Annotated in this window: 23 protein-coding genes and 1 tRNA gene; 13 read left to right on the forward strand and 11 right to left on the reverse strand. The window is 38.0% G+C overall.

Annotated features, from left to right (window positions below; genetic code table 11):
• The first annotated feature begins 49 nt into the window (after nt 1–49).
• The 4 genes from G9H65_RS07480 to G9H65_RS07495 all read left to right on the forward strand — a co-directional run bounded on the left by G9H65_RS07480 (nt 50) and on the right by G9H65_RS07495 (nt 6,615).
• On the forward strand, nt 50–403 hold the full coding sequence (locus G9H65_RS07480; protein ID WP_166374718.1) for a hypothetical protein: 354 nt from the start codon (nt 50–52) through the stop codon (nt 401–403).
• Between the two features lie 60 nt (nt 404–463).
• Complete coding sequence (secDF, locus tag G9H65_RS07485) at nt 464–3,391, forward strand: protein translocase subunit SecDF (RefSeq protein ID WP_166374719.1); 2,928 nt, start codon at nt 464–466, stop codon at nt 3,389–3,391.
• A gap of 65 nt (nt 3,392–3,456) precedes the next feature.
• Complete coding sequence (locus tag G9H65_RS07490; protein ID WP_166374720.1) at nt 3,457–4,935, forward strand: APC family permease; 1,479 nt, start codon at nt 3,457–3,459, stop codon at nt 4,933–4,935.
• Nucleotides 4,936–5,022: 87 nt separating this feature from the next.
• Nucleotides 5,023–6,615: a peptide chain release factor 3 gene (locus G9H65_RS07495; protein ID WP_166374721.1), complete on the forward strand. Its 1,593-nt coding sequence runs from the start codon at nt 5,023–5,025 to the stop codon at nt 6,613–6,615.
• A gap of 187 nt (nt 6,616–6,802) precedes the next feature.
• Here the strand turns inward: G9H65_RS07495 and G9H65_RS07500 are convergent, their stop codons facing one another.
• Nucleotides 6,803–8,557, reverse strand: coding sequence for a phospho-sugar mutase (locus G9H65_RS07500; RefSeq protein ID WP_166374722.1), 1,755 nt, complete (start codon nt 8,555–8,557; stop codon nt 6,803–6,805).
• 107 nt (nt 8,558–8,664) lie between these two features.
• Between G9H65_RS07500 and G9H65_RS07505 the strand changes: the two genes are divergently transcribed.
• Nucleotides 8,665–10,449, forward strand: coding sequence for a hypothetical protein (locus G9H65_RS07505; RefSeq protein WP_166374723.1), 1,785 nt, complete (start codon nt 8,665–8,667; stop codon nt 10,447–10,449).
• Here G9H65_RS07505 and dapF read toward each other — a convergent pair.
• Both dapF and G9H65_RS07515 read right to left on the reverse strand, forming a co-directional pair.
• Complete coding sequence (gene dapF, locus G9H65_RS07510; RefSeq protein ID WP_166374724.1) at nt 10,436–11,209, reverse strand: diaminopimelate epimerase; 774 nt, start codon at nt 11,207–11,209, stop codon at nt 10,436–10,438. The genes G9H65_RS07505 and dapF overlap by 14 nt on opposite strands.
• A 213-nt stretch (nt 11,210–11,422) precedes the next feature.
• Nucleotides 11,423–11,941, reverse strand: a complete 519-nt coding sequence (locus G9H65_RS07515) for a DinB family protein (protein ID WP_166374725.1) — start codon at nt 11,939–11,941, stop codon at nt 11,423–11,425.
• 74 nt (nt 11,942–12,015) lie between these two features.
• On the opposite strand from G9H65_RS07515, the gene G9H65_RS07520 reads away from it, so the two are divergent.
• The 7 genes from G9H65_RS07520 (at nt 12,016) to G9H65_RS07545 (ending at nt 16,063) form a co-directional block, all read left to right on the forward strand.
• Nucleotides 12,016–12,092 (forward strand) — tRNA-Asp (locus G9H65_RS07520).
• A 224-nt stretch (nt 12,093–12,316) separates the two neighbouring features.
• Entirely contained in the window at nt 12,317–12,904 is a 588-nt protein-coding gene (locus G9H65_RS07525) for a hypothetical protein (protein ID WP_166374726.1), read from the forward strand.
• A 6-nt stretch (nt 12,905–12,910) separates the two neighbouring features.
• On the forward strand, nt 12,911–13,345 hold the full coding sequence (locus G9H65_RS07530) for a helix-turn-helix transcriptional regulator (protein WP_166374727.1): 435 nt from the start codon (nt 12,911–12,913) through the stop codon (nt 13,343–13,345).
• Nucleotides 13,345–13,800: a hypothetical protein gene (locus G9H65_RS07535; RefSeq protein ID WP_166374728.1), complete on the forward strand. Its 456-nt coding sequence runs from the start codon at nt 13,345–13,347 to the stop codon at nt 13,798–13,800. The genes G9H65_RS07530 and G9H65_RS07535 overlap by 1 nt, the downstream gene beginning before the upstream one ends.
• 169 nt (nt 13,801–13,969) lie before the next feature.
• Nucleotides 13,970–14,218, forward strand: a complete 249-nt coding sequence (locus tag G9H65_RS13545) for a Fic family protein (RefSeq protein ID WP_394367192.1) — start codon at nt 13,970–13,972, stop codon at nt 14,216–14,218.
• Nucleotides 14,219–14,508: 290 nt separating this feature from the next.
• Entirely contained in the window at nt 14,509–14,850 is a 342-nt protein-coding gene (locus tag G9H65_RS07540; protein WP_317164413.1) for a HipA domain-containing protein, read from the forward strand.
• A 190-nt stretch (nt 14,851–15,040) separates the two neighbouring features.
• The gene (locus tag G9H65_RS07545) at nt 15,041–16,063 is read left to right on the forward strand and encodes a DUF2971 domain-containing protein (RefSeq protein WP_166374729.1); all 1,023 of its coding nucleotides are present in this window, start codon (nt 15,041–15,043) and stop codon (nt 16,061–16,063) included.
• A gap of 103 nt (nt 16,064–16,166) precedes the next feature.
• Here G9H65_RS07545 and G9H65_RS07550 read toward each other — a convergent pair whose 3' ends face one another.
• The 3 genes from G9H65_RS07550 to G9H65_RS07560 form a co-directional block, all read right to left on the reverse strand.
• On the reverse strand, nt 16,167–17,834 hold the full coding sequence (locus tag G9H65_RS07550; protein ID WP_166374730.1) for a carboxylesterase/lipase family protein: 1,668 nt from the start codon (nt 17,832–17,834) through the stop codon (nt 16,167–16,169).
• Nucleotides 17,831–20,212, reverse strand: a complete 2,382-nt coding sequence (locus G9H65_RS07555; RefSeq protein WP_166374731.1) for an alpha-L-rhamnosidase-related protein — start codon at nt 20,210–20,212, stop codon at nt 17,831–17,833. Before G9H65_RS07555 ends, G9H65_RS07550 begins: the two co-directional genes overlap by 4 nt.
• A gap of 212 nt (nt 20,213–20,424) precedes the next feature.
• Nucleotides 20,425–21,153 carry an NUDIX hydrolase gene (locus tag G9H65_RS07560; protein WP_166374732.1) on the reverse strand — a complete coding sequence of 243 codons (729 nt, stop codon included), beginning with the start codon at nt 21,151–21,153 and terminating at the stop codon, nt 20,425–20,427.
• A gap of 210 nt (nt 21,154–21,363) precedes the next feature.
• On the opposite strand from G9H65_RS07560, the gene G9H65_RS07565 reads away from it, so the two are divergent.
• A complete protein-coding gene (locus tag G9H65_RS07565; protein ID WP_166374733.1) occupies nt 21,364–21,741 on the forward strand; it encodes a hypothetical protein in 378 nt (125 codons plus the stop codon).
• A gap of 70 nt (nt 21,742–21,811) precedes the next feature.
• Here G9H65_RS07565 and G9H65_RS07570 read toward each other — a convergent pair whose 3' ends face one another.
• From G9H65_RS07570 to G9H65_RS13500, 5 genes are all read right to left on the reverse strand, one after another.
• Nucleotides 21,812–22,177, reverse strand: a complete 366-nt coding sequence (locus tag G9H65_RS07570) for a DUF1304 domain-containing protein (protein WP_166374734.1) — start codon at nt 22,175–22,177, stop codon at nt 21,812–21,814.
• A 6-nt stretch (nt 22,178–22,183) separates the two neighbouring features.
• The gene (locus G9H65_RS07575) at nt 22,184–23,581 is read right to left on the reverse strand and encodes an aminopeptidase P family protein (RefSeq protein WP_166374735.1); all 1,398 of its coding nucleotides are present in this window, start codon (nt 23,579–23,581) and stop codon (nt 22,184–22,186) included.
• Nucleotides 23,582–23,686: 105 nt separating this feature from the next.
• Complete coding sequence (locus G9H65_RS07580; protein WP_166374736.1) at nt 23,687–24,205, reverse strand: acyl-CoA thioesterase; 519 nt, start codon at nt 24,203–24,205, stop codon at nt 23,687–23,689.
• Nucleotides 24,206–24,284: 79 nt separating this feature from the next.
• Nucleotides 24,285–25,241, reverse strand: coding sequence for a ketopantoate reductase family protein (locus G9H65_RS07585; protein ID WP_166374737.1), 957 nt, complete (start codon nt 25,239–25,241; stop codon nt 24,285–24,287).
• A gap of 6 nt (nt 25,242–25,247) precedes the next feature.
• Nucleotides 25,248–26,360, reverse strand: a complete 1,113-nt coding sequence (locus tag G9H65_RS13500; protein WP_317164411.1) for a DinB family protein — start codon at nt 26,358–26,360, stop codon at nt 25,248–25,250.
• Nucleotides 26,361–26,391 lie beyond the last annotated feature (31 nt).

The raw sequence follows: 26,391 nt of genomic DNA on the forward strand, positions 1-26,391 counted from the left end.
CTGCGGGAAATGGAATTGTAAAAAAAATATCCTATTTTTGCTCCCCATCATGCAAAAGAAGGTCAACTTTTTTCAATTGTTTTTATTTCTACCCGTCCTGTTTTGGTTGGTAGCGAATCCTATTTCTCTGTTTTCAGCAGAAAAGGATTTAGTGAAAACAGATAAAAAGTACCCAACAAGCAAAAAAGAATCCACTCCTGAAACGGTCGTAAAAGCAGAACAGCCTGTATATCAGGTAAGTAGTAATTTGCAATTTGATTTCCCTTCGGATTGGGCCTTTCAGCAAATCAGTTTTCCTAGTTTTCAGGAAACCTTGCATGCCATTAAATTACCTACTTCTTTGCCACGTGCTCAAATTCTGAGCATACTATTTACTCAATACATAGCCACTCTGGCCCCTTGAGAATTGTCTAGTAATTTGGACGATTATATTCTTATTCCATTTCATTTTTAATTTAAAATTATGCGTTACAAAAGTGCCATTATATGGCTGTCTACGATTATTTCAGCCCTATGTATCTTTTTCCTTTCCTTTACTTGGAAAGCGAATCAATTACGTGATCAAGCTATTTCATATGCCACTGCTAAAGATGGTAAGTATGATCCAGCAAAACGTTTGCGTTTCATCGATTCACTTTGGAAGCAACCTGTTTATTTAGGTTATACATTTCAAGAGGTGACTCAATATGCCTTACAGAAAGGTCTAGACCTTGAAGGAGGTTTACATGCGGTATTGGAAGTTTCACCCGACGAAATTTTACGTGCCTTATCTGGAAAGAGTAATGACCCGACATTTGAGAAAGCCATTGCCGAGGCAGCGAAACAACAGTTGAACTCAACGCTACCTTTCAATGAGTTATTTTATGCTGCATTTGCTAAAATTGCGCCGAATCAAAGTTTAGCTTCTGTTTTTGCAAACTCGGTTAACCGTGGTAAAATCAGTTCTAGCACCTCAGACTCTCAAGTGAAGAAAGTGATTAATGCAGAGATTGATGGTGCTGTGGACCGTGTGTACAAAATCATCCAAGCTCGTATTGACAAATTTGGCGTTGCTAACCCAAATATTCAGCGTTTGCCAGGTTCTAACCGTATTCAGGTAGAACTTCCAGGTGTAGATAATCCAGAGCGTGCTCGTAAATTATTATCAGGAGCTGCGAAATTAGAGTTTATTGAGTGCTATGAATTGAACGAATATGGTGCCGGCTTAAATGCCTTAGGCGCTTTGTTGGAGCAAGAAACAAAAGCACCGGTAGCAGCGGCAAGTACCCCTACTGCAGCTAGTAAAGATACTTCAGCAAATGCATTGGCTTCTCAATTGACATCTTCTCCAAAAGCGGATTCAGGAAAAGCAAAGGCTGATACAGCCGCGGGTAATGCTTTGACTAAATTATTTGTTCAAATGGGGAATGGTATTGGCGTATATCGTAAAGATACAGCTCGCGTAAATGCCTTATTCCGTCGTCCAGAAGTTAAAAGTTTCTTCCCAGCTAATTTATCATTTGCTTGGTCAGCCAAAGGTACTCCAGCTACGAATGGTGATGAAATTTTGAGTTTGGAAGCATTGAAAAAAGGTGAAGGACAATCTGCTCCATTAGAAGGAGATGTGATTACCGATGCCGCTCAAGATTTTGATCAAACAGGTCGTGCCGAAGTAACCATGTCCATGAATGGAACTGGTGCTCGTATTTGGAAAAACTTAACTGGCGCTAATGTGGGCCGTCGTATTGCTATCGTATTAGATGGTTATGTGTATTCAGCTCCCGTAATCAATGGTGAGATTCCAGGTGGTCGTTCTTCTATTTCAGGGAATTTCACAGTAGAAGAAGCTAAAGACTTAGCTAATGTGTTGAAAGCAGGTAAATTACCAGCTCCTACACGTATTGTAGAAGATGCATTCATCGGACCATCTTTAGGTGATGAAGCTATAAACCAAGGGTATTTATCCATGGCATTAGGTTTATTATTAGTGATCATCTTCATGGTGGGTTACTATGGTACTCCAGGTTGGATGGCTAATTTGTCTTTGTTCTTCAACTTATTCTTTATTGCAGGAGTTTTGGTTCAAATCCAAGCTTCTTTGACTTTGCCGGGTATTGCTGGTATCGTGTTGACTTTAGGAATGGCAGTAGATGCAAACGTATTGATCAACGAGCGTATTCGAGAAGAATTGCGTAAAGGCAAAGGCTTATTAGAATCTATTAACTTAGGTTATGAGAAAGCTTTAAGTGCCATTTTGGATGGTAACATAACGACGGTATTAGTCGGTGTCATCTTGATTATTTTCGGTTCCGGTTCTGTCAAAGGATTTGGAGTTACACTTTGTATTGGTTTGATTACTTCCGTATTTACTGCCGTATACTTATCACACATCTTCATCGATTGGATGGCTAAACGTGCCATTAAAGCTGGTAAAGAAAAAGAAATGACCTTTGAGACATTTATTTCTAAAGATCTTTTCAAAGGCATGAATTTTGATTTTATCGGAAAGCGTAAATATTCTTATTGGTTTTCTTGGGGTTTAATTACAGTAGGAGCTATTGTATTGTTTATGCAAGGTGGATTCAACCTAGGTGTAGACTTTAAAGGTGGTCGTTCTTATGTGGTGGAATTCTCCAAACCAGTAGAAGCAGGTTTAGTAAAAGAAGCATTGAAAGATGATTTCAATGGTGTTGGTTCAGAAGTAAAGACATATAATGGTCAAACTAAACTGAAGGTGACTACCTCATATTTGGTCGAAGATGAATCTATTCAAGCGAATCAAACGGTGAGAACAGCCTTAGAAAAAGGATTAAGTGAGTTTTCAGCAAGCAATCCTACGATTGTATCCGAATCCAAGGTTGGTGCAACGGTTGCAGATGATATTTTGACCCAATCTTTTGTGTCAATTTTCTATGCATTGATTGCCATCTTCGTTTACATTTTGATTCGTTTCCGCAAATGGCAGTACTCTTTAGGAGGTATCATTGCCTTGTTACACGATACATTCGTGGTGTTAGGTATGGTAGGTATCGTTCGTTTGTTTGGTTTTGAATTAGAGGTAGACCAAGTATTCATTGCCGCAATTTTGACGGTAATTGGTTATTCCATCAATGATACCGTGGTTGTATTTGACCGTATTCGTGAGGAAATTGGTGTAAATCCTGATTTAGGAAATAAGCCATTGATGATTAAAACCATCAACGAGTCGATTAACCATACCATGTCGCGTACCGTTATGACAGCTACCACCGTATTCTTAGTAGTAACAGTCTTGTTATTCTTTGGTGGGGAAGTCTTGAGAGGATTCTCTTTCGCCATGTTTATTGGTGTTGTATTTGGTGCATATTCTTCTATATTTGTAGCTGCACCTATTGTAATCGACTTAGGTACGTCGAAAAAAGAAAAGAAATAAATTCATTAGGCCGGTGCAAAAATTGCACCGGCTTTTTAATGATTTCCATTTAAAAATTTGATGCTATGAGCAACAGTATTTGGAGAAAAAAACCATTGGAAGCCTATGCTGCCGATGTTAAAAACAATCAATTAAAACGTGTTCTTGGAAAATGGGCTTTGACCTCTTTAGGTATCGGAGCTGTTATTGGTGGGGGTATTTTTACCTTAACCGGAATTGCTGCCCATGATTGGGCGGGTCCAGCTTTGGCTTTGTCTTTTGTGATGGCAGGTGTAGCCTGTACATTTGCAGCATTATGTTACGCTGAATTTGCTTCGATTTTGCCTGTAGAAGGCTCCGCTTATGCCTATTCATATGGTACTGTGGGTGAATTTTTTGCTTGGTTCATCGGTTGGAATCTGATATTGGAATACATGATGGGAGCTACTACGGTAGCTGTGGCCTGGTCTGGGTACTTTGAAAAACTATTGCATCTCTTCAACATTAACTTACCGATTTATCTCACCAATGACCCTGTTACTGCCGCAGAAAAAGCGGAGAAGCTTCGTGCAGCAGGGGAAGTGGTACCCGATTTCGCTTTCGCTTTTAATTTACCCGCTTTCTTGATTGTTTGGGGTGTAACATGGGTCTTAGTAAAAGGAATCAAAGAGGCAGCTAGCACCAATAACTTAATCGTTATTATGAAAGTGGCCGCTGTAATTTTTGTTATTGTAGTCGGTGCTTTTTATGTAGATACTGCCAATTGGCATCCATTTATTCCAGAAGCAGTGATTGATGATTCAGGAGCTCAGCATTATGGATTCAATGGTGTAGTAACCGCTGCAAGTATTATTTTCTTTGCTTACATTGGTTTTGACGCAGTTTCTACGCAAGCAGGGGAGGCGATCAATCCGACTAAAGATATTCCTTTTGCCATTATTGCTTCCTTATTGATTTGTACCTTATTGTACATATTGGTCTCTTTGGTTTTAACAGGTATGGTGAAATACGATACCTTGGATTTGAAAGCACCAGTCGCTTCAGCCTTTGAAGGAGCAGGCTTACCTATTGCCATGTACATCGTAACTATAGCTGCCACGGCAGGTTTAACTTCGGTGATGTTGGTGATGATGTTATCTCAAACACGTATCTTCTTGGGTATGGCCAAAGATGGTTTATTACCGAAAGGTTTATTTGGAGCTATCCACCCTAAATTCAAAACACCTTGGAAAAGCACGATTTTCGTTGGTGGAATTGTGTCGGTCGTTTCAGCGCTTACTCCCATTGATAAAGTGTCCGAAATGTGTAGTTCAGGAACCTTGTTAGCTTTCGCCATGATTTGTGGTGCAGTTTGGTTATTGCGTGTTCGTGAGCCTAATATTGAGCGCCCTTTCCGTGCTCCCTGGTTGCCATTTGTGGCCACTGCGGGTATCTTATGTAACCTATATTTGATGTGGGGATTACGGACAGAAACCAAAATTTCCTTCTTGATTTGGGGTAGCTTAGGTGTAATTGTTTACTTCCTATACAGTAAAAAGCATAGTAATTTGAATCAGAAGAACTAGCTTCTATGACTTGTAATATTTGGCACCCAAATTGGGTGCCATTTTTTTTTGCCGTACTTTTGCAACTTGATTTAAAATATTCATTGAATGAGTAAGCTCGCAGCCGAAATTGCCAAAAGAAGAACCTTTGGAATTATCTCCCACCCCGATGCCGGAAAGACTACTTTAACGGAAAAATTGCTTCTTTTTGGAGGAGCAATCCAAACAGCAGGTGCAGTAAAGTCCAATAAAATTAAGAAGGGGGCAACCTCCGACTTCATGGAAATTGAACGCCAAAGAGGTATTTCGGTGGCTACATCCGTAATGACTTTTGATTACCAAGGAGTTAAAATTAATATTTTGGATACTCCTGGTCACAAAGACTTTGCTGAAGATACTTATAGAACCCTAACGGCGGTAGACTCCGTTATTTTGGTCATTGACTGTGTGAAAGGAGTGGAGGAACAGACAGAGCGCTTGATGGAGGTTTGTCGGATGCGTAAAACACCCGTGATTATTTTTATCAACAAAATGGACCGTGAAGGTCAAAATCCATTTGATTTGTTGGATGAATTGGAACAAAAACTCTCCATTAGTGTGCGACCATTGACTTGGCCGATTAATATGGGATCAAATTTCAAAGGAGTTTACCATTTACTGGATCGTTCATTGAATTTGTTTTCTGCCAACAAAACCAGGATTGAAAAAAATGTAGTATCGGTAGATATTCATACGCCAGAATTAGATGCGCGAGTAGGAGAAAAGGATGCGGCTCAATTACGAGAAGATGTGGATTTGATCGAAGGAGTCTATGAACCATTTGACCGTGCGCAGTATTTGTCTGGTGAAATTGCCCCCGTATTTTTTGGTTCGGCCGTAAACAATTTTGGTATACAAGAATTGCTTGATACGTTTACCAAGATTGCCCCACCTACCCAAGCACGTGGTACCGATGTACGAGTAGTAGAGCCTTCCGAGAAGAAATTTACTGGATTTGTATTTAAGATACATGCTAACTTGGACCCGAAACATCGGGATAGAATTGCCTTCTTGCGCATTTGTTCGGGTGTATTTCAGCGAAATACCTTTTACCAACATATCCGTTTGAAAAAGAATGTCCGCTTTGCTAATCCATATAATTTCATGGCTCAGGAGAAAGAAGTGATTGAAGAAGGATTCCCAGGCGATGTGATTGGTTTATACGATACAGGGAACTTTAAAATTGGAGATACCTTGACGGAAGGAGAAGTTTTAAATTACCAGGGCATACCTAATTTTTCACCTGAGATTTTTAAGGAATTAATCAATTTAGACCCAATGAAATCCAAGCAATTGGAAAAGGGAATTGACCAATTGACTGATGAAGGGGTAGCTCAATTATTCCTTCAACCCCAATTGGGTAATCGTAAAATTGTAGGAACCGTTGGGGATTTGCAATATGAAGTTATTCAATATCGTTTGGAACATGAATATGGTGCCAAATGTCGTTTTGATGGCATGCAGGTTAGTAAAGCTTGCTGGATAACCTCAGAAGACTCTAAGAAATTACAAGAGTTCGTTCGTTTGAAAGGACAAAATATTGCTCAGGACAAAGATGGTAACTACGTGTTTCTAGCAGAGTCCGATTGGATTTTGCGCATGAACCAAACGAATAATCCGGAGATTGAATTTCATTTCACTTCGGAGTTCAAATTAGCTTAATATCAATTTCTTGGACAATATAATTTGTTCGAAAAACGTTACAACGCTCAACGCTGTCAAGGTTTGGAACCTTGCCAGCGTTAGGAAAAAGAGCGTTGAATTCCTTTTAAAAAATAAAAAGCCCAGACAACTTGCCTGGGCTTTTTGATACCAAAATATTGCGTCATTTTCCAATGACATCCAATCCTTATTTAAGGCCTAAATCCTCTTGAATGGTTTTGACTTTGGCTTGTAAAGAGCTAAAGGTCGCATCAAAATCAGCAGCAGATGCCAATGGTGCATTGACAGAAACGTAAAACTTGATTTTTGGCTCCGTACCTGAAGGTCTTGCCGAAACCTTAGAACCATCAGCTAAGATCAATTGAATCACATTGGAAGCCTCAATTCCTCTACCTTCAACAATTGGGCTAACTTGTCCTGTGGTTAAGTCCGTCGACTGTAAGCCTTCATAATCCAAAACCTTCACTGGCTTGCTTCCTGCTACGCTAGCAGGCACATTGGAACGAAGATTAATCATCATTTGCTTGATTTCTTCCGCTCCTGCCTTTCCTTTTTTAGTTAAGGAAATTAAACCTTCATAATAGAAATTATTCTCGATGTACATTTCTGCTAAAAAGTCAAAAAGAGATTTGCCCTGATCTTTCGCGTAAGCGGTTAATTCTGCTATCATTGCACAAGACGCCACCGCATCTTTATCACGCACCGCATCGCCAATTAAATAGCCATAGGACTCCTCTCCGCCACCAATAAACTTCTCCTTACCTTCTAATTCACGAATCACCTGCGCAATGTATTTGAATCCGGTCAGCGTATTGTAGCATGGAACCCCTTGTTGAGCACACATTTTATCAATTAAATCCGTCGTCACAATGGTTTTAGCCACAAATTCTTTACCTGTTAATCGACCTAGTTTTTTGTCGACCTTCAATAGATAATACAAAATCAAACTTGCCATTTGATTTCCATTTAGCAACTGCCATTCTCCACTAGGACTTTTTACAGCAGCCCCCACGCGGTCCGCATCTGGGTCCGTAGCAATCACCAAATCTGCGTCCAAAGCTTTTGCCTGTTCTAGCGCTAAAGTCATGGCTTCTTTCTCCTCCGGATTTGGATAAATAACCGTTGGGAAATTACCATTGGGCTCCGCTTGTTCTTGAACAACATGAACCGATGTAAATCCTAATAAAGCTAGTGCTTTAGGTACCAATGTTATACCTGTTCCATGAATTGGAGAAAAGACAATTTTTAAATCTTTCTGGCGCTGAATTACCTCGGGTTGACGACAATTGGCTTGAATCGTTTTTAGATATTCTTGATCGATTTGATCATCCAATAGATGCAATAATGCATCATTCCCTTGGAACTTAATATCATCTACCGAAAGAATAGCATTCACTTCAGCCACAATGTTTTTGTCATGCGGAGCTACCACCTGTGAACCGTCCGACCAATAGGCTTTATATCCATTGTATTCTTTCGGATTATGCGACGCTGTAATTACGATACCAGCATGGCAACCTAAATGACGTACCGCAAAGGATAGCTGGGGTGTGGGGCGAAGGGCAGGAAATAAATATACTTCGATGCCATTGGCGGTAAAAATATCAGCGGCAATCCGACAAAATTCGGGTGAATTATTTCTGGAATCATGGGCAATGGCCACTTTGATTTTTTGATTCCCTAATACTGTTAATAAATAATTCGCAAATCCTTGGGTAGCAGCACCAACCGTATAGCGGTTCATGCGATTGCAGCCTACGCCCATTTCGCCTCTCATTCCTCCCGTACCAAACTCCAAGGATTTATAGAAGGAATCAGTCAGGGTAACTTGATCTTCTTGATCAATTAATTGTTGGATTTGAGATTTTGTTTCTGCATCATAGGCTCCAGAAAGCCATTGATTCACATTTTGTTGAGTAGTATTGTCAAGGTGTAATGCCATAGGGTTAATTTTCAAAGAGGGCTGTCAAAATATTTGCTTACTTTTGTGGATACATGAACACATTGCCTCTAAATTAGAAAATTTTCGCAAGAATTATAATTGGATTGATGAACTTGTTTAGCCAGCGGCATTTTTATTTTTTACTTTCTCTGGCTCCTGCCATTTTCTTCTATTTCTTTCTTCTGAAATTTGGAATAAATGCCCCTTTTGCAGATGATTGGAGTGCTATTAACGGTTTCATCATTCGATTTTTTCATGGGAATGATAACCTAACAGAAAAAATAGCTTTGTTGGCTTCTCAGTGCAACGAACACCGTGAGGGTTATTTGTCCATCGTTAGTTTAATTCAATATGCTATTTCGGGTCAAATCAATTACATGACCTTGAATTTGATTGGCGCTGGTGCCACCCTAGGGGTTCATGTTTTATTGAATGGCTATTTACATCGCTATCAATTACCACATTGGTGGGTTATTCCCTTGGCTTTTATTTGGTACAATGCCGCCTATTTTCACAATATTTTCTGGCCGGTTTGTGCCTTGCAGCATAACAGTATTGTGTTTTTTATTTTATCGGTATTTTACGTGTTAGACGGGAAAGGGAAACAATCTACCCAATTTATATGGGCCATTTTCCTGGCTTTTATCGCCGTTTTTACGAGTGGAAATGGCTTTCTGTTGTTTGTAGCGGCTTTTCCTATCTTGAAAAATTACCGTTGGACATATTGGATTATTTGGTCGGTAGCAGGTGTTGCCTTTTTTAGTTTGTACATGTGGGGTTATCAGCATCCTTTTCAACGAGGACATTTAACGGATAATTTGCACATGGTAGGTTCTATCGTTCACATATTTTTTGTCTATTTAGGCTCTTTTGTAGGGGTATTTTTCTCTACTTCCTCTGAGTTTCGGGTTGAGCTTAGTTTAGGTATTGGAATGGCTGTTTTTGGGGCATGGATGATATTTGTATTCAAACATATTTATCAAATCATCCGTCGAAAATCTTCCTTAGATGTATTAATGGCTATTCAATTATTCATCCTCGCTACGGCATGTATTTATGCAGTAGGAAGAGCCAATTTACCCATTGAATTTGTGTTTGAAAGTCGATATGCCATCAATAGCACCTTATTTTTAATGAGCTTATGTTTGATGCTTTGGCATGCATTCCCAAGTATTAAAACATGGAGAGCTTGGGGTTTTGTAGCTTTCTCCATCCTGTACTTTACCCTATCATATTGGAATAATTTGCTGGCTGTCATCAATTTTACCAGTGCACAATCAGCGGCCATCATTAAGCATAGTATGCAACATCGTGAGCATTATTATTTTAAAGATTCTTTAGGTCAAAAGGCTGATTTAGGGGCTCCTACTTTAAAAAAACTTGCACAATTAGGTGGTCCAATCGTCGACTTTACTGCCGAATTACCATCTTCTGTTAAATATGCCAATGATGTAGTTTCCTTGACATTCAAAAATGGATTTTATACACTAGGTCAACGGGAAGCAAAACTCGAGAAGGACTTTCATACAGACGTAGCATCTATACCAAAGGCTCCTCCTGGTAAAGACTTGTTGAAATTTAGTCTCGCGAAAAATGGTCTGCGTTATTCGGGAGAAAAGACCCGGGCAAGAATGTCCCACGGATCTGACGGGATGTATGTGGTCTTTGAAAATGTCAAAAAAGAAAATTGGGTATTTAGTTTGTATTTTATGGAGTTGGATCGTGCCCGACAAATCAAGTTTCACGATGCCATTTATATACGCAAGGTTTCAGGAATTATCCCTTTCATTTACTTGCCTGATGGAGATTATCGAGTGAAAATTATGAGGGTGGAAGACAATCAGACTCGTTTAGTGGGTGTTTTAGCCCATATTCCAGTTAAAGGGATGTGATTTCCCCTTCAAATACCCGTACAGCTGGGCCAATTAAATAGACATCATAAAAGCCAGTTTCGGCATTTCCTTTAAATTCAATGGACAGCTTTCCTCCGATGGTTTGTATAGCCACTGGACTTGTTAATCCGTGGATGGCATTAGCTACCAACGCAGCTGCTGTTACACCTGTTCCACAAGAATAGGTTTCATCCTCAACCCCTCGTTCATAAGTACGAACAAAGAGACCTTGATTCAATAATTCTACGAAATTAACATTGGTGCCACCCCGACTTTTGAACGTATCTGAATAGCGAATTTGAGCACCGATGTTTTTGACTTCTTCCTCTTGCACGGCAGTGCTAAATCGAACAAGGTGGGGTGATCCTGTTTGGGCAAAATAGTCGGAAGAAATGGCTTCTATCTCAGACACATTTTGCATGTGCAAGGATATTTCATTGGGGTTTATGTGCGCTTGGTGTTCGCCATCAACGGCAATAAAAGTGGTGAAATCGTTTACTAAACCTAAGTCGGCCGCAAAGCGCACTAAACAACGTCCACCATTTCCGCACATACTTCCTTCGGTTCCATCTGAATTATAATAGACCATGCGGAAATCATAACCTTCAGCTTTTTGCAAGAGCATGAGACCATCTGCTCCAATACCAAAGCGACGATGACACAAATGGGCAATCTCCTTCTGACCGAGCTGAAATTTTCCTTCTCTGTCATCGATGATCACAAAATCATTTCCTGTGCCTTGGTATTTGTAGAATTTCATGGGTGCAAAGATAGGGAAATTAGAAATCAATGAAGTATGTAGGATGGGGAATGTAGAATGAAAAATGTAGAATGTAGAATGTAGAATGTAGAATGAAGAATGAAGAAGTATTGCTTTTATATAGTCACTCGCAAAATAAAAAATAGTCAATTATCATACATACTTCATTGATTTACTGTTGACACAACAATTCTACATTCTACATTCTTCATTCTAAATTGTATACCGCTCCTTCATAATTCCCAAATGATGTTTTTCATGGCCGGCGATCATCCAAGAAATGGCACGGACAGATACGGAATTGCCGTTAGCTGTACCCATGGTATTCCATTGTTCGGGCGAAAAGGACTGGAATAGGGCAGTGGTAGCTTGACGGGTCAATAGATATTGTTGTAGGATTAGATCTGGGTTTTGGTTTTCATAATGGGCATTTTCTAGGTAGGTATTTTCGTCAAAACCGGGTAGGGATTGTTGTTCACCCCGACTGATGCATAAGGTACGATAGGACAAGATGCGTTCTGTGTCAACTAGGTGACCTAGAAGCTGCTGCAAAGTCCATTTTCCAGGAGCATAGGAGTAAGTCCATTGCTCTGCACTCAGATTTTGGTAGAGCGATTGAATTATTTTTGATTGATTATCGAGTACGTCAAATAGATTTTCTGTCGACTCAAAATTCAGATATTCAGCGAAGTAGCGTGTTTTCGGGTATTCGTAGGAGGCGGGAGGGAACATATTTTTTAGGTTTTTTTTGCTTGGGCATTTGTTTGAAAGGATAAATTAGCTAATTTTGTGCCACATTACAAGACGGTCCGGTAGTTCAGTTGGTTAGAATACATGCCTGTCACGCATGGGGTCGCGGGTTCGAGTCCCGTCCGGACCGCCAACTTAGAAAAAGCTTCAGAGAAATCTGAGGCTTTTTTTTATGTCCGATGCAAAGTGGGGTGCTACAAATTGGATTCTATACTGATTTAATCTCTTTTTAAAATTTCCACTGGTCAATAATCTCTTTCCATTATGTTTTTAAATGTTAAATTGAACAGGTTTTACTTATTATTTAACCGGCGTTCAAAATAGCATTGTTAGTTAATCAACCTATAGGTTTATTTTGTGAAAATTTTACGTACTTTTGCTATCTCTGAAAAAAAGCTTTATTCTATTTTGTTTGATGAATATTTGATTCAAACAGATTCAGATGAAGAACCAGTGGATGAAAAAAGTTGTCATGAATTTAATAGGCTTTTTAATTTTTTTACAGATGCAAACTTGTTGTATGAATTTTTTGTTAAAAATGAGGCTGATTTAAAAGAGCCTTTTTGGGAAGGTATCTCAATTGAAAAAGCAATATTAAAAGTTAGAACGGAAGCAATTGACCTACATAAGAAAATAAAAAAGTATTCTATTGATCCTGAATACACATTAGCGTCTCTATTTGAGCCACTTTCTGGAACAAAAAACGAAGAATTTGGAAAAACAAAAGCATCTGTTAATTGGAAGAAGCCAATGATTAGAATATATGCTATTAAAATTCGTGAATGTTATTTGATTTGTGGAGGAGCAATCAAATTAAGGAAAACAATAAATGATCGTCAATATCTTATTGATGAACTTAATAAAATGAAAATTTCTCAAGCATGGTGCAAGGAAACATTTAACTTAGATGATACAGACGATATTGACTTTTTAGTTTTAAAATAAGTTATTATGAAAAACGATGAAATTTATACAGAATTAGAAAAAATCTCTGTCAAGGATTTGTCTTGGATGGATGATGAAAACTTGAATAAGGACAATGAAGATTGGTTAGATTTTTCATTCAAAATTGCTGTGAAAGTGTTATCTGAACTACGATTAAAAGGAATTTCACAAAACTCATTTGCGGATTTAATGGGATGCTCATCTCAATATATTTCTAAGCTTTTGAAAGGAAAAGAAAATCTTACCATTCAAACTATATTTAAAATTCAAAAAGTTTTAGGCCTTCAGTTGATCTCTACTTTCGATTTTGAATATCAAGATACAATTAGTACTAATGAAGTTACTTTGATTCCCCAAACATTCGTTAGAATGCCTGATTATGGAAGCATTTCTTTTCCGTTGCAAAGTGGTGGTTTTAGAAATGGAAACTATGCAGCATAATGACAAAAGATAATATAATGGTGAATTTTGGGCTGCGTAAAATAGCGACTGAACAATTTGCAATCATTGAAAGTAATTTTGATGAATCAAGTCAAAGTAAAATCAATATTTCAACTGGGTTGCGATTCGGAGTAAATACTGAAAAGCATATGGTCTCGGTTACACTTGCGGTAAATCTATCTCAAGAGGATAGACCATTTATTATTCTTGAGATTAGTTGTTTCTTTGAAATACAAAGTGATGATTGGGAAAATTTATATAACATTGAATTAGGTAAAGTTGAACTGGGGATAGGTTTTGCTAGACACGTAGTAATGTTGACAATTGGTACAATTCGTGGAGTTTTACATAGTAAAACTGAAAACACTGTTTTTAATAAGTTTTTTATTCCTACTGTAGATGTTGACAATTTGGTTAAAGGAAATGTAGTTATTAAGTTAGATTCATTAACTTAGGAGCTTTATTCTCCACATTTAAAAGTCCATCTACATCAGCCTCAATTTGAAGTATTTTTGAAGGGTCGTCAACTTCTTGTGACCGGTGATTTTCATCACTTGATGGTAGGGGAGACCAGCATCCACCAAAAATTAGGAAGTTATATTTCCGCCTAAATCTAATCGAGAATTGCAGGAAGATTGCCTTCAATTGAAGAAACATTCAGATAATTATAAAAAAGTAATTGAACCATTAATAAAAGAGGGTTTGATTTCTAGAACTATCCCTGGAGTACCTTCAAGCCCTAATCAAAAGTATTTTATATCGGAGAAGGGTAAGATTTTTCTTTATATCATTGAATATTTATCATCTAATTCTCCAAACTTGAAAGATGTCGACCAGGCTTCCGACCAGGCTTCCGACCAGGCTTCCGACTAGGCTTCCGACTAGGCTTAAAATTACTAAAATAAGTGTGATTATATTTTTGGAATGCCAACAAGAGAAAAGCTTCTGAGAAATCTTAGGCTTTTTTGTTTTTAGCTGTTTACTTAATATTCCCCATCAAAAATCTCGTTATTGGGAGCATTTAGAGTTTATTATTTCATCTCCCTTTTTATTTTTCTCCAGAATTTCCTTGAGTAGTCAAGATAATTTGAATATACTATTTTATAAATTTTAGTATATTATAATATTCATATATGTTATTTTGTTCTATTTAGAATACTATAATAGTCTTTTTTAATATTGATGACCACTTAAAAAATCATTCCTTTTGTTACGATGCGGACAAAGACCATTGGCATTTGGCACCTGCCTATGATTTGACCTATTCTGCCTCCTTGAAACTTAACCGTCTCAAGACCAATCGAGCCTTGTCGGTCAACCAAAAACGGAATCAGATAACGAATCAGGATATCTTGATTTTGGCGGATCAATATGCCATCAAATTTCCCGAAAAGTCCATTCTGCACATTCAAAAAGCCATTCCTTTTCTACTTCAGCAGATGAGAGAATTATCCATCCCCGAAACTATTTGTGCTAAAATCCAGCAGGATTTGGGTGGGATTTGATTGGAAATTGAATTAGCAAATACTTATTGGTGATTTACTGAGTTGCTAAGGCGAATGTGTAGTATTGATTTCAATTTTCCCAATCGGTTTTTACAAAATGGCACACAATTAATGTGAAAATAAAACGATTTTCTTCTTAAACGTTTATTATTTATATGAGCAAAGGTGCTTTTATATAATATTTAATAATATGAATGAAATCCGACAAGAGGAGTATGAAATTCAAAATTTTGTAAATGAGGTTTTAATCCCATCGTTTCCAAATTGGACTTTGAAATCATTTGGTACATTTAAAAAAGTAAATTCCAAGGCCAACACATTTTTTGGAGAAGCTTCTAAAACTCAAATTTTTGAAGGCACACCTTATCAATATATTGGTAACTGCCAATTTTTACATTTTACTTCTTTAATTAGCTTGAAGGCAATTCTTGATTGTGGATGGTTAAGAATGTCTGAATTTGGCAATTTATCTGACAATACTGAATTTGTATATGCAGCAAGCAGCGTTTTTGGAGGAGAATTAGAATTTTCTAAAGTAGATTTGGATTCAATAAAAGAAACGCTGTTTAGTTTGTCAGCCTGTGAAGTGTCACAAGAAAATAATATTGACCCATATTTGTGGAATGTTTATGGTGATCAAGGTAAAGGGGTTTCAATTGAATATGAATTTTCTAATTTTAAAGTTTACGATTATTTGTTCGGAAATGTGCGTTATGGTATTGAAAGTTTAGATTTATTGAAAGAGGTATTTCATAATTTTAATATTTACAAAAAATCGAATAGAGGAATTTACCCAACCAATTTTTTAAATTTAATATCTGACATTTTGGTGTTTCATAAAGCAGGACAATTTAAATCTGAAAAGGAAGTTAGATTGTTTTGGAGGAGCGAAAAATCCTCGTGGGAAAAACATGAAAAATTCTTGATTTATAAGGATTTCAATACCATACAGGAGGTGAGGTATTTTGCAAAATTATTTTTGAAAGGAAGGAATCCTTTTTTTGCTAATGGAGACGTTTCGGATGTAATGAAAAATGAAATTTTAGGGGTTATTCCGCAAGTTGAAATCAAAAAAATAACTTTAGGGAGTAATATTTCAATTGGGAAAAAATTGGATATCCTTGATTTATTAAATGAATTAAAGAAGAAGCATAATTATGAATATTCAATTTTTCATTTGAATGCAGATTCGGAAATTCGACCATTTTTTTAAATTAGTTAAGTGAAATTTTTTATCTAAACAGAATTTTAAAAAACAAAAAAAGCCCCAGAATCCTGGGGCTTTGTAATTCATAAACTGATTATATTTTTATTCTTTAGGACAATTTCCCCAATTCTCTCCAAACGCTTAATTCCTGCTTGAATCGGTCATGAATCACTTCCAATTTTGAATCAATGCGCATGGTTGGTCGGTCCTTCAAATTATAGGCTTTCCACTCAGGGGCATCTTTCGCAAATGGTTTCCCTGTTTTAGCAAAATTGGTCCATAATTCAGCGAAATAGTGAGAAGCTTGTGCTTTCTCTGGTCGATTGCCGCCAAAGAAACTAGCCTTATTGGCGGATTCATTGTTGAACTTAAACGATATATCCATAGCATGTGGCGTTCCCATGGCATAATCGGTTCCGGGGATTTTCACTTCTGATTTGTAGCCAAAATTGTATAAATATACCGGTGCTTCGTTTTGTTTTACTTTCTTTTCTGCAATTTCTACCGAACCTAAACCCATCATGGTAATGGATGAAATAGCAACAAAAATATCGGGTGCTGTAGCAGATGGATTGGCTTTGCGGTAGGTATCTATCAGCTTGGCTGTATCCTTTTTATATTGTGGTTCTAACTTGTTAGCCAAGGCCTCAAAATCCATTTTAAAGGATTCCGTATCTTTTCTTTCCCATGCAAAAAAGGTGTACTCATCTTCATTCCAACCCACTAATAAAGGTTTATTCTTCGAAATGGCTGGTGCCGTTGGGTCAAATGGATGATATGGTAATGCTTTTCCATCTACCACTGGGCCAAATGCTCCCGCATTTCGACGCATCAAACCTGCTGCGCTGGCCTTGTTCTTTTCTTGGAAAGGAGGAACAAGAGGAAGTTTCGCTTGCATGGCTAGTAAGTCGGCCGCAGGAATATCCAATAGTTTTTTCCAATCTTGTGTGGAGATATTGAACTCTTTCAATAATTGTAAGGTATTTTCATGCGCCGTTTCTTTGTCCATCATCCTAACGCCTGGTCCACTTTCGATGGATGCTTTATTGAAATAAGGCGCTGCCGATGGCATAGCATATAAACAAGATGTTTTGGCTCCTCCACCTGACTCACCCCAAATCATGACATTGTTGGGGTCTCCACCAAACTGAGCAATGTTGTCATGAACCCATTTTAAGCCATCCACAATATCCAACATGCCATTATTTCCTGAACCTTCATAGTCAGCTCCAGCTAATTGTTCTAAATACAAAAAGCCCATCAATCCCAGTCGGTGGTTGGTTTCTACCACCACCACATCAAAATTACGGGCTAAATTAGCACCATCTTGACTCGCTGATCCTCCCGATCCAATCACAAAACCTCCACCATGATTATAAAACATCACTGGTCGCTTCTTATTATCGTTGGCGGGTGTCCACACATTTAGAAACAAGCAATCTTCCGATGGCGCAGGCTCGTTTCTACGAGGTGCTTGAATGGCAGGTGCACCTAAGGTCAGCGTGTCTTTCACCCCTGTCCAAGGCTCTAATGGAGCCGGCCTACGGAAACGTCTGTCGCCCGAAATCCGACCCGCATAGGGGATACCTTTGAAGATGTTGACTCCCTCTGTTCGGAAGCCCTTAATTTTGCCAAAGGTGGTTTCAGCTGGGACGAATTCTTCAACTAAAGAGGCTCCAGAAAAAATCGTAGAACTAGCCTGTAGGTAGCTTGGTAAAAAGCTCACTCCAGCTGTCGCCAAGGATAATTGGCTTAAAAATTTGCGTCTATTGGTCATAGTTTGAATGAGTTTACACCTTCTTTAAGTTGAATTTTTCTTCCTTTCCATACGAAACTGCCTGTAATTGTAGCAGGAAGGTTAATTTGTATTTTCCATTGATTTTGAATCAATTGATAGTCGACCGAAATTTCTCCATTGGGATGCGGGATCTTTCCATTCACCTGAGTTAAAGCCCCTAAATGAGGTTCGATCTTCACTTTAGAAAAACTGATTCCATCGCTGTCAATTCCTAGTGTAGTACGGTAAAATTCGATGTTTGGACTGGAACCCCAGGCATGGCAATCGGATCTTGTTTTATCTACATCTGAAGTCTCTGCCCAAGTGGTTAAGCCCATTTGGATGTTTTCTCTCCACTTGTCCAACCAAGACAAATAATCATTTCCGTATCCTGCCTTGATTAAGGCTTGATGTAAATAATACTTGAAATAGATCGAAGCAGGAGCTAACGTGGAATTATGCAGTAATTGATCTGCTACTGCTTTAATCTCTTCTCCTTGGGTCAATCCCGTTAAAATAGCAAAGGAGTTGGTATGCTGAGAAAAAGTATCTTTTTCTTCTCGGTCAGCAAATAGATTTTTCTCTTTTACCCAATATTTTTGACGAATCGTCTTTTTTAATTGATCAATTAAACCTTGATAATCCGTCGCTAATGCCTTATTGCCTAGTTTTGATTCTAAGTCTAAGGCAACTTGATATGCCCACAAAAGTTGGAAATCTAATACTGCCGAGGTTCCATTGGGACTCATTGGGCCCATTCCTGCACGCCAATCTTTGGCATTATCCACCCAGTCGGTAAACATCCATTGCGGGACATTTTTTAATGAACCATCTGCTTGCTGATAGTTTTTGAAATACTCCAATATCTGACGAACGCCTCCTAGTTTCTGCTTGACAAAACTGGCATCTTTTCCATAACGAGCATAATCTTGCAACATGCCAATGTACCAAAAAGAAAAGGTTGGGATGTACTGAGGAGTAAATGAGGGGTGTCGACTAAAAGTGACACCTTCAGGCTGTCTTGAATAATCAATGAGATTCAAGGCATTTTTAAATAAGCGATCATCGCCACTGTTGTATAATGAAATCAATGCTTGAATTCGACCATCACCGATGTATTGCAATTGTTCATAATAGGGACAATCCATATAGGTTTCATAGGCGCATAAACGAGCCGTTCTCCATCCAATTTCCAGAATTTTACTGATTTCGGTATTGGAAGAAGTTAAACTTGCATTTAATTGAAATGGATAAGCTGTGAATTGGCTATATATGTCCTGAATGGTTAATGGCTCATTTTGCGTAGTGACCTTCACTTGAACATAGCGATAGGTGCGGTAAGTCAAGGTGGTAAATGTTTGATTGCTAGATCCATCTACTAATAAACTATCTGTACGCCCGATGAATCTTTTTCCTGCTACCTCATTTCTATTTCCTTTAGAAGACGAAGTATTAAATAAGGATTCCGCATAAGCTAAGGCGATGGAGGCTCCTTTGCCTCCGCTGAAAACTATTTGTGGATAAGCATTTGTCAAATAAGACTGATCTAAAATGAGTTTAACGGTGCTGTTGGCTGGAATTACAAGGTCATTCTTTTTTTCAGGAAAGGAGGAAGGAATTTCGATGGCGCCTTCTTTGTGAACAAGTTTTTTCAAACGTTCTTCCTTTAATTCCATTTGTGGAATTTGGGAAGGTACAAGCATCCAACCACTCATGGTACCAAATTGGCCCAATTGATTTTTAGGAGAACCTGAAAAAATAGGTCTTGCTTTTTGCCATTTAGAATCATCAAACTGGTCACTTTGCCAAGATTTGGTTTGGGCATTCAAGTTTCTTAATTCACCTGCACCTGCCACATAATAGGCCCTAACGTTAAACCTGATTGGATTATAGCTATTGTCCTTTTCACACAGCCAAGTATTATTGGTGTTGACCATGGCCTCATTGCTACTCGCGCCTTGTAAGATAAAACCTGTTCTATAGGTAATTTGTGCTTCGGGTCTAAATTCTCCTTCATTCCAAACTTGGGCCGCTAGGATATTTTTACCGGATTTTAAATAGGGCGCAATGTCTACTGTTTCAAAATTCCAGTGAGCTAAATCACCTCGAGCTGGTCCCATGGAAACAATCTTCTCATTGATGTAGAGTTTATATCGATTATCTCCTGAAACATGGATGATGAATGATTGTGGTTTGGTACTCAGGTCAATGGTTTTTCTAAACATGTAAACCCCATATCCATCTGGACTTGTATTGGGAACACATATCCAATTGGCTTGCCATCGTTTTTGTAAAATGTCAGCAGAAACTTGTTGCGAATAAGTTAAAAAGGACTGACAAAGTAAAAGCAGTAAGATAACTCGTGTGCGTAAATTCATGTTCATTGGGCGGCTTATTATTGAATGAAATGTATACAATGTATATGTTTTGTAAAACATATTCTTGATTTGATACAAATATTGATATTGAAAATGAAAGGACTATCCTTATTAGTATTAAGGTTAGTTGGCAAAAGAAGTAAAATTTAGTGACTGAGAGTTTATTTAACGGAAATGGCTGTCTTGTTAGCCAGAGAAAATGATGGATGGTATCAAATTTCTTTGAATTTATACAAATAGGGGGCTTTGTTGGCCGCACCCGTAAATTGTTTTTCTAATCGATCGAGCATGTTTAAGCTCAGCATCATTTTTTGGAAATTGTTTCTTCGAAAAGGTTTATCGAAAATCGTTTCGTACAGATTTTGAAGTTCTTTCATAGTGAAAGTCTTCGGTAGCAGATTATAACCAACCAAATGATCATCAAAGTTGGCCCGCAAAACTTGAAGTGCTTTTGCGATAATTTCTTTTCCATCCAAAATCAAATGGGGTAGTTGATTGATATCCACCCATTCCATTTTTTCGTCGATCGGTGTAGTTTGTGGTTTTACTTTTTTGATGTCCACCAAGGCATAGTAACCAATGGACACGAATCGACGAACAAACCAGTCGTATTCGGCTTGGGAGCCTTGTAAATGTGGATTTTGAGCGAGTAGAGAACCCATGAATTCAGCATTGTTTCGATTGGCATTCCCAAATACATGAAATTGCTCCAGATAAATGTCCTTCATCTGAGTTCTGTCTTCCAGTATGCGTTTGGCCGCTTGGTCCACATCTTCCTCTTGGTAAATAAATCCGCTGGGTAGTCCCCAGAAATCACCTTGGAAGTTCAGTTTGGGAACCAATACTTTCAATGTCCCATTTTGGTAGCCAAATATGACACAGTCAATCGACAATTGGGCGATGTAATTTTGGGTACTTAATCCTTTATAGCTTTCAGACATAGGTTGACATATTCTTATATCAAAAATAAGAAATTATTGTCTAAAAAATAGACAATATAAAAATTGTTTCTATATTTGGGCACAGATTGGAGGTGATATCCGTATAATTTATTGATAATCAGTAGAAAAAGAAATCTAATTCACTGAGTTTTACGCTTATGGAAACCCAATTAAATTGTAACTAATTGTCATATCTAAATAATTAAACCCATGAAAAAAGTAAGTATGTTGTTTGCCTTGTTAGCTTTTATGGTAAGTTTTTCAAGTTTTTCTAAATCGAATCTTGCACCTGATTTTTTTGCAGGTAAGTGGGAATTGGTGATCGTTGGAACTCCCAATGGAGATGCGAAAATGATCAGTGAAATTAAGCGTGTGGAAGGTAAATTGACTGCGGTATTGAAAGATCCGCAAGGACAAAACCCGGATATGAATGCCAGTGTGGAAGAAAAGGAAAATCAGATTTCTGTATTTTTTCAGGCGCAAGGCATGGATATCACCATGACCTTAAACAAAGTAGATGAAGATAATTTGAAGGGGGATATTTTAAGTGGAATGTTTGAGGCGAAAGCTAAACGTATCAAAGAATAAAAGGATTTACTTAAACAGAAAAGGGGCAAAATGCCCCTTTTTTTGTTTAAAACACCTAGGTTTTTTGAAACTATAAAAACATATAAGCACAAACTAAGCTAATCAAAGCGGGTAAAGCTTGTTTGAAAAAGATGCCTCTGCTATAAAGCGCTCCAAAAAGTCCAGCCACTGATACACAAGCTAAGAAAAACAGCGCCACGTTTTTCGACCAAGCTGGATCAGAAATACATAATGACCAAATTAATCCTGCGGCTAAAAATCCATTGTATAAACCCTGATTTGCTGCAAGTCCTTTGGTCGGTGTAAACAATTCAGGCGACAAAGCGCCTTTGAATGTTTTTTTGCCCAAAGTTTCCCAAGCAAACATCTCTAAATACAAGATGTACATATGCTCCAAGGCCACAAGTCCAATGAGTACTTTGCTGACAATTTCCATGTTGGCTTATTTAAAAATACTTTTACCTTTGGTCAATTTTTCAATCTCGGCCACGGTTCTTGGAGAGCCCGCAGATAAGTTGATTGGTGTATCCTGAGTGACTAAAATATCATCTTCAATTCTTACCCCAATATCCCACCATTTTTTATCACAATTACTTCCAGCTGGAATATAGATACCGGGTTCTACAGTTAATACCACGCCTGCTTCCAAGACCCTTGGTCCCATATCATGCACATCCAAGCCCAAATGATGGGAAGTACCATGAGGGAAATATTTTCTAGCTTCTTTTTCATTGGCAGCAATGCCCAGCTTGATTAATCCCGCATTCACTACAGCTCTTGAGGCTGCATCTACCCCAGAAAAAGGCAAACCAGCTTTGCAAGCAGCAATACCCGCATCTTGGGCCAGAAGCACAATTTCATAAATCTGTTTTTGAGCCTCACTGAATTTACCACTGGCAGGAACCGTTCTGGTGACATCAGCACTGTAACCATGGTACTCCGCCGCGCAATCACTCAGCAATAATTCACCTGCTTGAATTTCTTTTTGATTGGTAATATAATGTAAGACACAAGCATTTCCCGCGGCACCGTTGATACTTGGATAACCCGTATATTCAGATCCTTGGTTTTTGAAGTGGTATTCCATGATGGCCTGTGCCTGAAATTCTTTCATCCCAGGTTTAATGGCTCGCATTACATCATTATGTCCTAAGGCACTGATTTCCGCTGCTTTTTTAATTAAGGCAATTTCCTCAGGAAGTTTGATTCCCCTCAATTTACTGAGTATTCCCAAAGTGCTTCTTTGAGCAATCGGTTTATTATGAGCTATCACAAGACTATCCAATATATTGGCCATCTTGGTTAATGGCTCTTCTCTTCTTTCGTATTTTCCGAAAATTCCTTCATTGCGATAGAGTGAATAAACGGAATCAATTTGGGCAAAAGGTAGGGTAGAAGCATTCAGTTTATCATTGGTGAAGACATGAGCCATCTTACTTTTCTCTTTGTATCCATCTACTCCCAAAATCTTGCCCGTCCAAAGCTCTTTCAATGGATCACGATTTTGAAGGAAAATAAACTCAGTTCCTGTTTTGCCTAAAAGCGTCACTGGGTTTTTGAATAGAAATAAAACAGCATTAGGCTCATCTAAGCCCGTTAAATAATAGAAGTTTTTACTTTGGGCATATTGATAGGTAATGTCATTATTGCGCACTCGAATTTGCGAAGCAAAAAAGACAGCCATTCCCTTTTCTGAAAGTTTTTCTTTTAATGCCGCTCTTCTGCTAGCATGGAACTCTGGACTCAAATAATCATTGGGATATAGCTGGGGAGACTGTGCTAAAATCAAGCCAGAGCTTAATAAGGCACATACCAAGAAAAAGAATTGAGTAGTCTTCATATTTTGTTGATAGGATGTTATTCTAGAAATAAAAGTATCAAGTTTCCGTCAATTTTTTGTTGCCTAATTCAAAATATCCCAAATTCAATTCTAATTGGATTAAACTTAGTCGGCAGGGAGTTCGTTAGGTATCGGGATTAATTTAGCTTTAAACGAACTGAGTAAGTGCTTAAGTCGTGTAGGTAAATTCTCCTCGTGATTGATAGCTTCATTTTCAATGGATTTGGCCCAGTTCAAAAAGTCAGTGGTGTGCTGACTTTTCTTACCTGTTTGTGTACTGATGGGGATCAATTTCGTCCGCATGATGGCTTTTAGATGACTTTGACTTTTATTCATCATGATGGTTTCTAAAAATAAAAGCTCAGAATCTGCATAAAGCAGACTTGATTGAATGCAAACAACTTCATTATATAAAGCGGGTTTGATGTAGGCGATTTCATGTCCACCTACAACCCAACCTAGGCCCTTGTTAAAGTAAGATGTCAAATCAACTTGGTAAAAGTCTCTTAAATGATCTTCTCGCGCATTCATGAAATAGTCGAGGTATCTCGAATTATTTAAGTGCCCCAATAAATCACAATCATTAAATCGAATAATATAGGTACTGCTAGGTGTCTTAGTCATGTCTTTATTATTTTATTATTTGCACGGATCATTTTCTTAGATTATCATTCGTACGAGTATAAGTTTATAATGGGCCGATTTAGGCTTTTATATGCGGGTATTTTACGAGTAGCTCTTCAAATACCTTTTCATAATGGGGGAGTTTCAGGGCATGAAATGCAGCTTCTTCTAAAACATAAGATATAAGCGAGTCAAATTCAGATATTTGCCCTTTCGCCAAATCAAGTTGGAAGGAGGACTTAACAGTTGGATTGAATTTCCTGAGTAGCTCAACATTGTTATTGATGGCATTTGCATCCAATGGAATATGTTTTACTTGAGCTAACTGAATCAATTCTGATGTAAGTTGAATGAATCTTGTCAAGTGTTTTTCGTTTTCACGTATTTGGGAGAATGTCAGCTGAGTTAATGCCGAAACAATGGCTATGGGTGAAACAAACAAGAATTTTTTCCATAGAATTTCTTGAATATTTTGTGTGAATGTGGTGTTTATTCCAGCCTCTTGAAGTAATTTTTCAAAAGCTTCCCCTTGCTTACTTGTTTGATTATTTGTACCAAAAAACAAATGGGTCGGTCCAGGTTTGTGTTCTATGATTCCTGCTTGTAGGATGTTGGAAGCTATGAAAATACAACCTTCCAAAAGGCTAATTCTTTTGGGCAACAAATCGGCTAAGCTTGCGTGACCATTTACCGTGTTTTGAGTGGTGATTATAACAGCATTCGGTTGTAAACACTTGGCATATTCTTTTAAAATCGTGGTGGTCGAATAGCTTTTGGTACAGATAATTAAGGCATCTATTTGACCAATAATTGCTGGATCATCCGAGTTAACGCTTGGGATACAACGATATGTTTGATCACCAGAATGTAGCGTAAGTCCTTGTTGGTCAATAGCCTTTTTGTTTTCTCCTCGTGAAATAAATAGGATTTCAACGTTTTCAGTATTTTGATAATGGTAGGCTAATTTCCCTCCTATGTATCCACCTATACCACCAATTCCTGCTATGGCAATTCTTGTTTTTTGATTCGTATTCATAGGTTTTTATTGTGTCTTGTATAGTAATTGGCTGATGGTAGCTAAATGGTGATCGTCGTGATCTGCCACAAATAATACATGGTCTTGTAGGTTCATCGGTATTTTTAATCTAGGATGAAGGGCAGATTGTAACAGGTTTTCGGGTTGTAGCGTTTGTAGTATTTGTATGGTATCCAATCGACATTTTTTAAAGGAGCCTAGTAATTCCTGGATGGAAGTGGCATTGTGATTGGCTGTATGTGTTGGAGTATTAGCTAAATCAGTATATCGCAATTCGGTCTGGCCGCTCAATATATCCTCAATTCTACCTAGCCACAGTGGTTCCAGGTCAATCAGGTGGCCAATGTTTTCTTTGATACTCCAAGAGCTATTTTCTGACCATGTAAGTGTTTTTTCAGATACTCCTATAAGTTTATCTACTAATCGAATGGATGTTCCACTGAGTCGTTCGAGTATGGATGGGAAAATTTGCTGCGTATTTCCAAATTGAAAATGTCGCTCAAACCATTTTTCTTGTTGCATGGTCGTATGGGCAATTTGATAATTTCCTTTATTAAGCTGTTGGAGGTATTCCTCTGTAAAGTGAATATGACCCTTTTCTATGGCAAATTTTTGGGCATTATACTGCCGAGAATTCCCTTTCGGAATAGATAGGGATTTCCATTGTTCATTACGAAGCATTTTACCTAGGAAAACGATTTGACCTATATGGTAAGGATAATGGGCTAGTTGGCGATTAATCGCTTCAGTAACCGTATGACCTTGGTTTCTAATATAAATGATTTTTGATAATTCATCATCCCTTAGTTTATTCAAGGTTGTAAAGAGGCAATCCCAACCCGCATTCCAGCTAGCCATGAGCTGTTTTTTATCTTGAATAGAAAGGTCGAATTCTTGATCTCTATTTCGTCCTTCCTTTTCTCCGTCTGAAATTAAGAAGTCGGTCCAGCGAGAAAGCATATTTCCACTAAGGTGTTGAATGATGATAGCGATGCTATTGCTTTCCGAGTTGTATTGCCAAAATAGATCAGGTTCATCGACTTGTTCTATGGTCTTTTCAGCGAGCATTTTGTAATATTCAAATTGCTTGATGACACTTGATAAATAGTTGGGGTCCATGTTTTTCTTTGATTATCGTAAGACAAAAGAA

This window comes from Aquirufa ecclesiirivi, from assembly GCF_011250515.1.
GTDB lineage: Bacteria > Bacteroidota > Bacteroidia > Cytophagales > Spirosomataceae > Aquirufa > Aquirufa ecclesiirivi.

Bases quoted from the DNA above. Each gene is read 5' to 3' on its own strand.
- G9H65_RS07505 (WP_166374723.1), top strand. From the start codon at position 8,665: ATGAACTTGTTTAGCCAGCGGCATTTTTATTTTTTACTTTCTCTGGCT.
- G9H65_RS07550 (WP_166374730.1), bottom strand. From the start codon at position 17,834: ATGACCAATAGACGCAAATTTTTAAGCCAATTATCCTTGGCGACAGCT.
- G9H65_RS07480 (WP_166374718.1), top strand. From the start codon at position 50: ATGCAAAAGAAGGTCAACTTTTTTCAATTGTTTTTATTTCTACCCGTC.
- G9H65_RS07490 (WP_166374720.1), top strand. From the start codon at position 3,457: ATGAGCAACAGTATTTGGAGAAAAAAACCATTGGAAGCCTATGCTGCC.
- G9H65_RS07580 (WP_166374736.1), bottom strand. From the start codon at position 24,205: ATGACTAAGACACCTAGCAGTACCTATATTATTCGATTTAATGATTGT.
- G9H65_RS13500 (WP_317164411.1), bottom strand. From the start codon at position 26,360: ATGGACCCCAACTATTTATCAAGTGTCATCAAGCAATTTGAATATTAC.
- G9H65_RS07500 (WP_166374722.1), bottom strand. From the start codon at position 8,557: ATGGCATTACACCTTGACAATACTACTCAACAAAATGTGAATCAATGG.
- G9H65_RS07585 (WP_166374737.1), bottom strand. From the start codon at position 25,241: ATGAATACGAATCAAAAAACAAGAATTGCCATAGCAGGAATTGGTGGT.
- G9H65_RS07560 (WP_166374732.1), bottom strand. From the start codon at position 21,153: ATGTCTGAAAGCTATAAAGGATTAAGTACCCAAAATTACATCGCCCAA.
- G9H65_RS07555 (WP_166374731.1), bottom strand. From the start codon at position 20,212: ATGAATTTACGCACACGAGTTATCTTACTGCTTTTACTTTGTCAGTCC.
- G9H65_RS07495 (WP_166374721.1), top strand. From the start codon at position 5,023: ATGAGTAAGCTCGCAGCCGAAATTGCCAAAAGAAGAACCTTTGGAATT.
- G9H65_RS07570 (WP_166374734.1), bottom strand. From the start codon at position 22,177: ATGGAAATTGTCAGCAAAGTACTCATTGGACTTGTGGCCTTGGAGCAT.
- G9H65_RS07535 (WP_166374728.1), top strand. From the start codon at position 13,345: ATGACAAAAGATAATATAATGGTGAATTTTGGGCTGCGTAAAATAGCG.
- G9H65_RS07565 (WP_166374733.1), top strand. From the start codon at position 21,364: ATGAAAAAAGTAAGTATGTTGTTTGCCTTGTTAGCTTTTATGGTAAGT.
- dapF (WP_166374724.1), bottom strand. From the start codon at position 11,209: ATGAAATTCTACAAATACCAAGGCACAGGAAATGATTTTGTGATCATC.
- G9H65_RS07530 (WP_166374727.1), top strand. From the start codon at position 12,911: ATGAAAAACGATGAAATTTATACAGAATTAGAAAAAATCTCTGTCAAG.
- G9H65_RS07515 (WP_166374725.1), bottom strand. From the start codon at position 11,941: ATGTTCCCTCCCGCCTCCTACGAATACCCGAAAACACGCTACTTCGCT.
- secDF (WP_166374719.1), top strand. From the start codon at position 464: ATGCGTTACAAAAGTGCCATTATATGGCTGTCTACGATTATTTCAGCC.
- G9H65_RS07545 (WP_166374729.1), top strand. From the start codon at position 15,041: ATGAATGAAATCCGACAAGAGGAGTATGAAATTCAAAATTTTGTAAAT.
- G9H65_RS07575 (WP_166374735.1), bottom strand. From the start codon at position 23,581: ATGAAGACTACTCAATTCTTTTTCTTGGTATGTGCCTTATTAAGCTCT.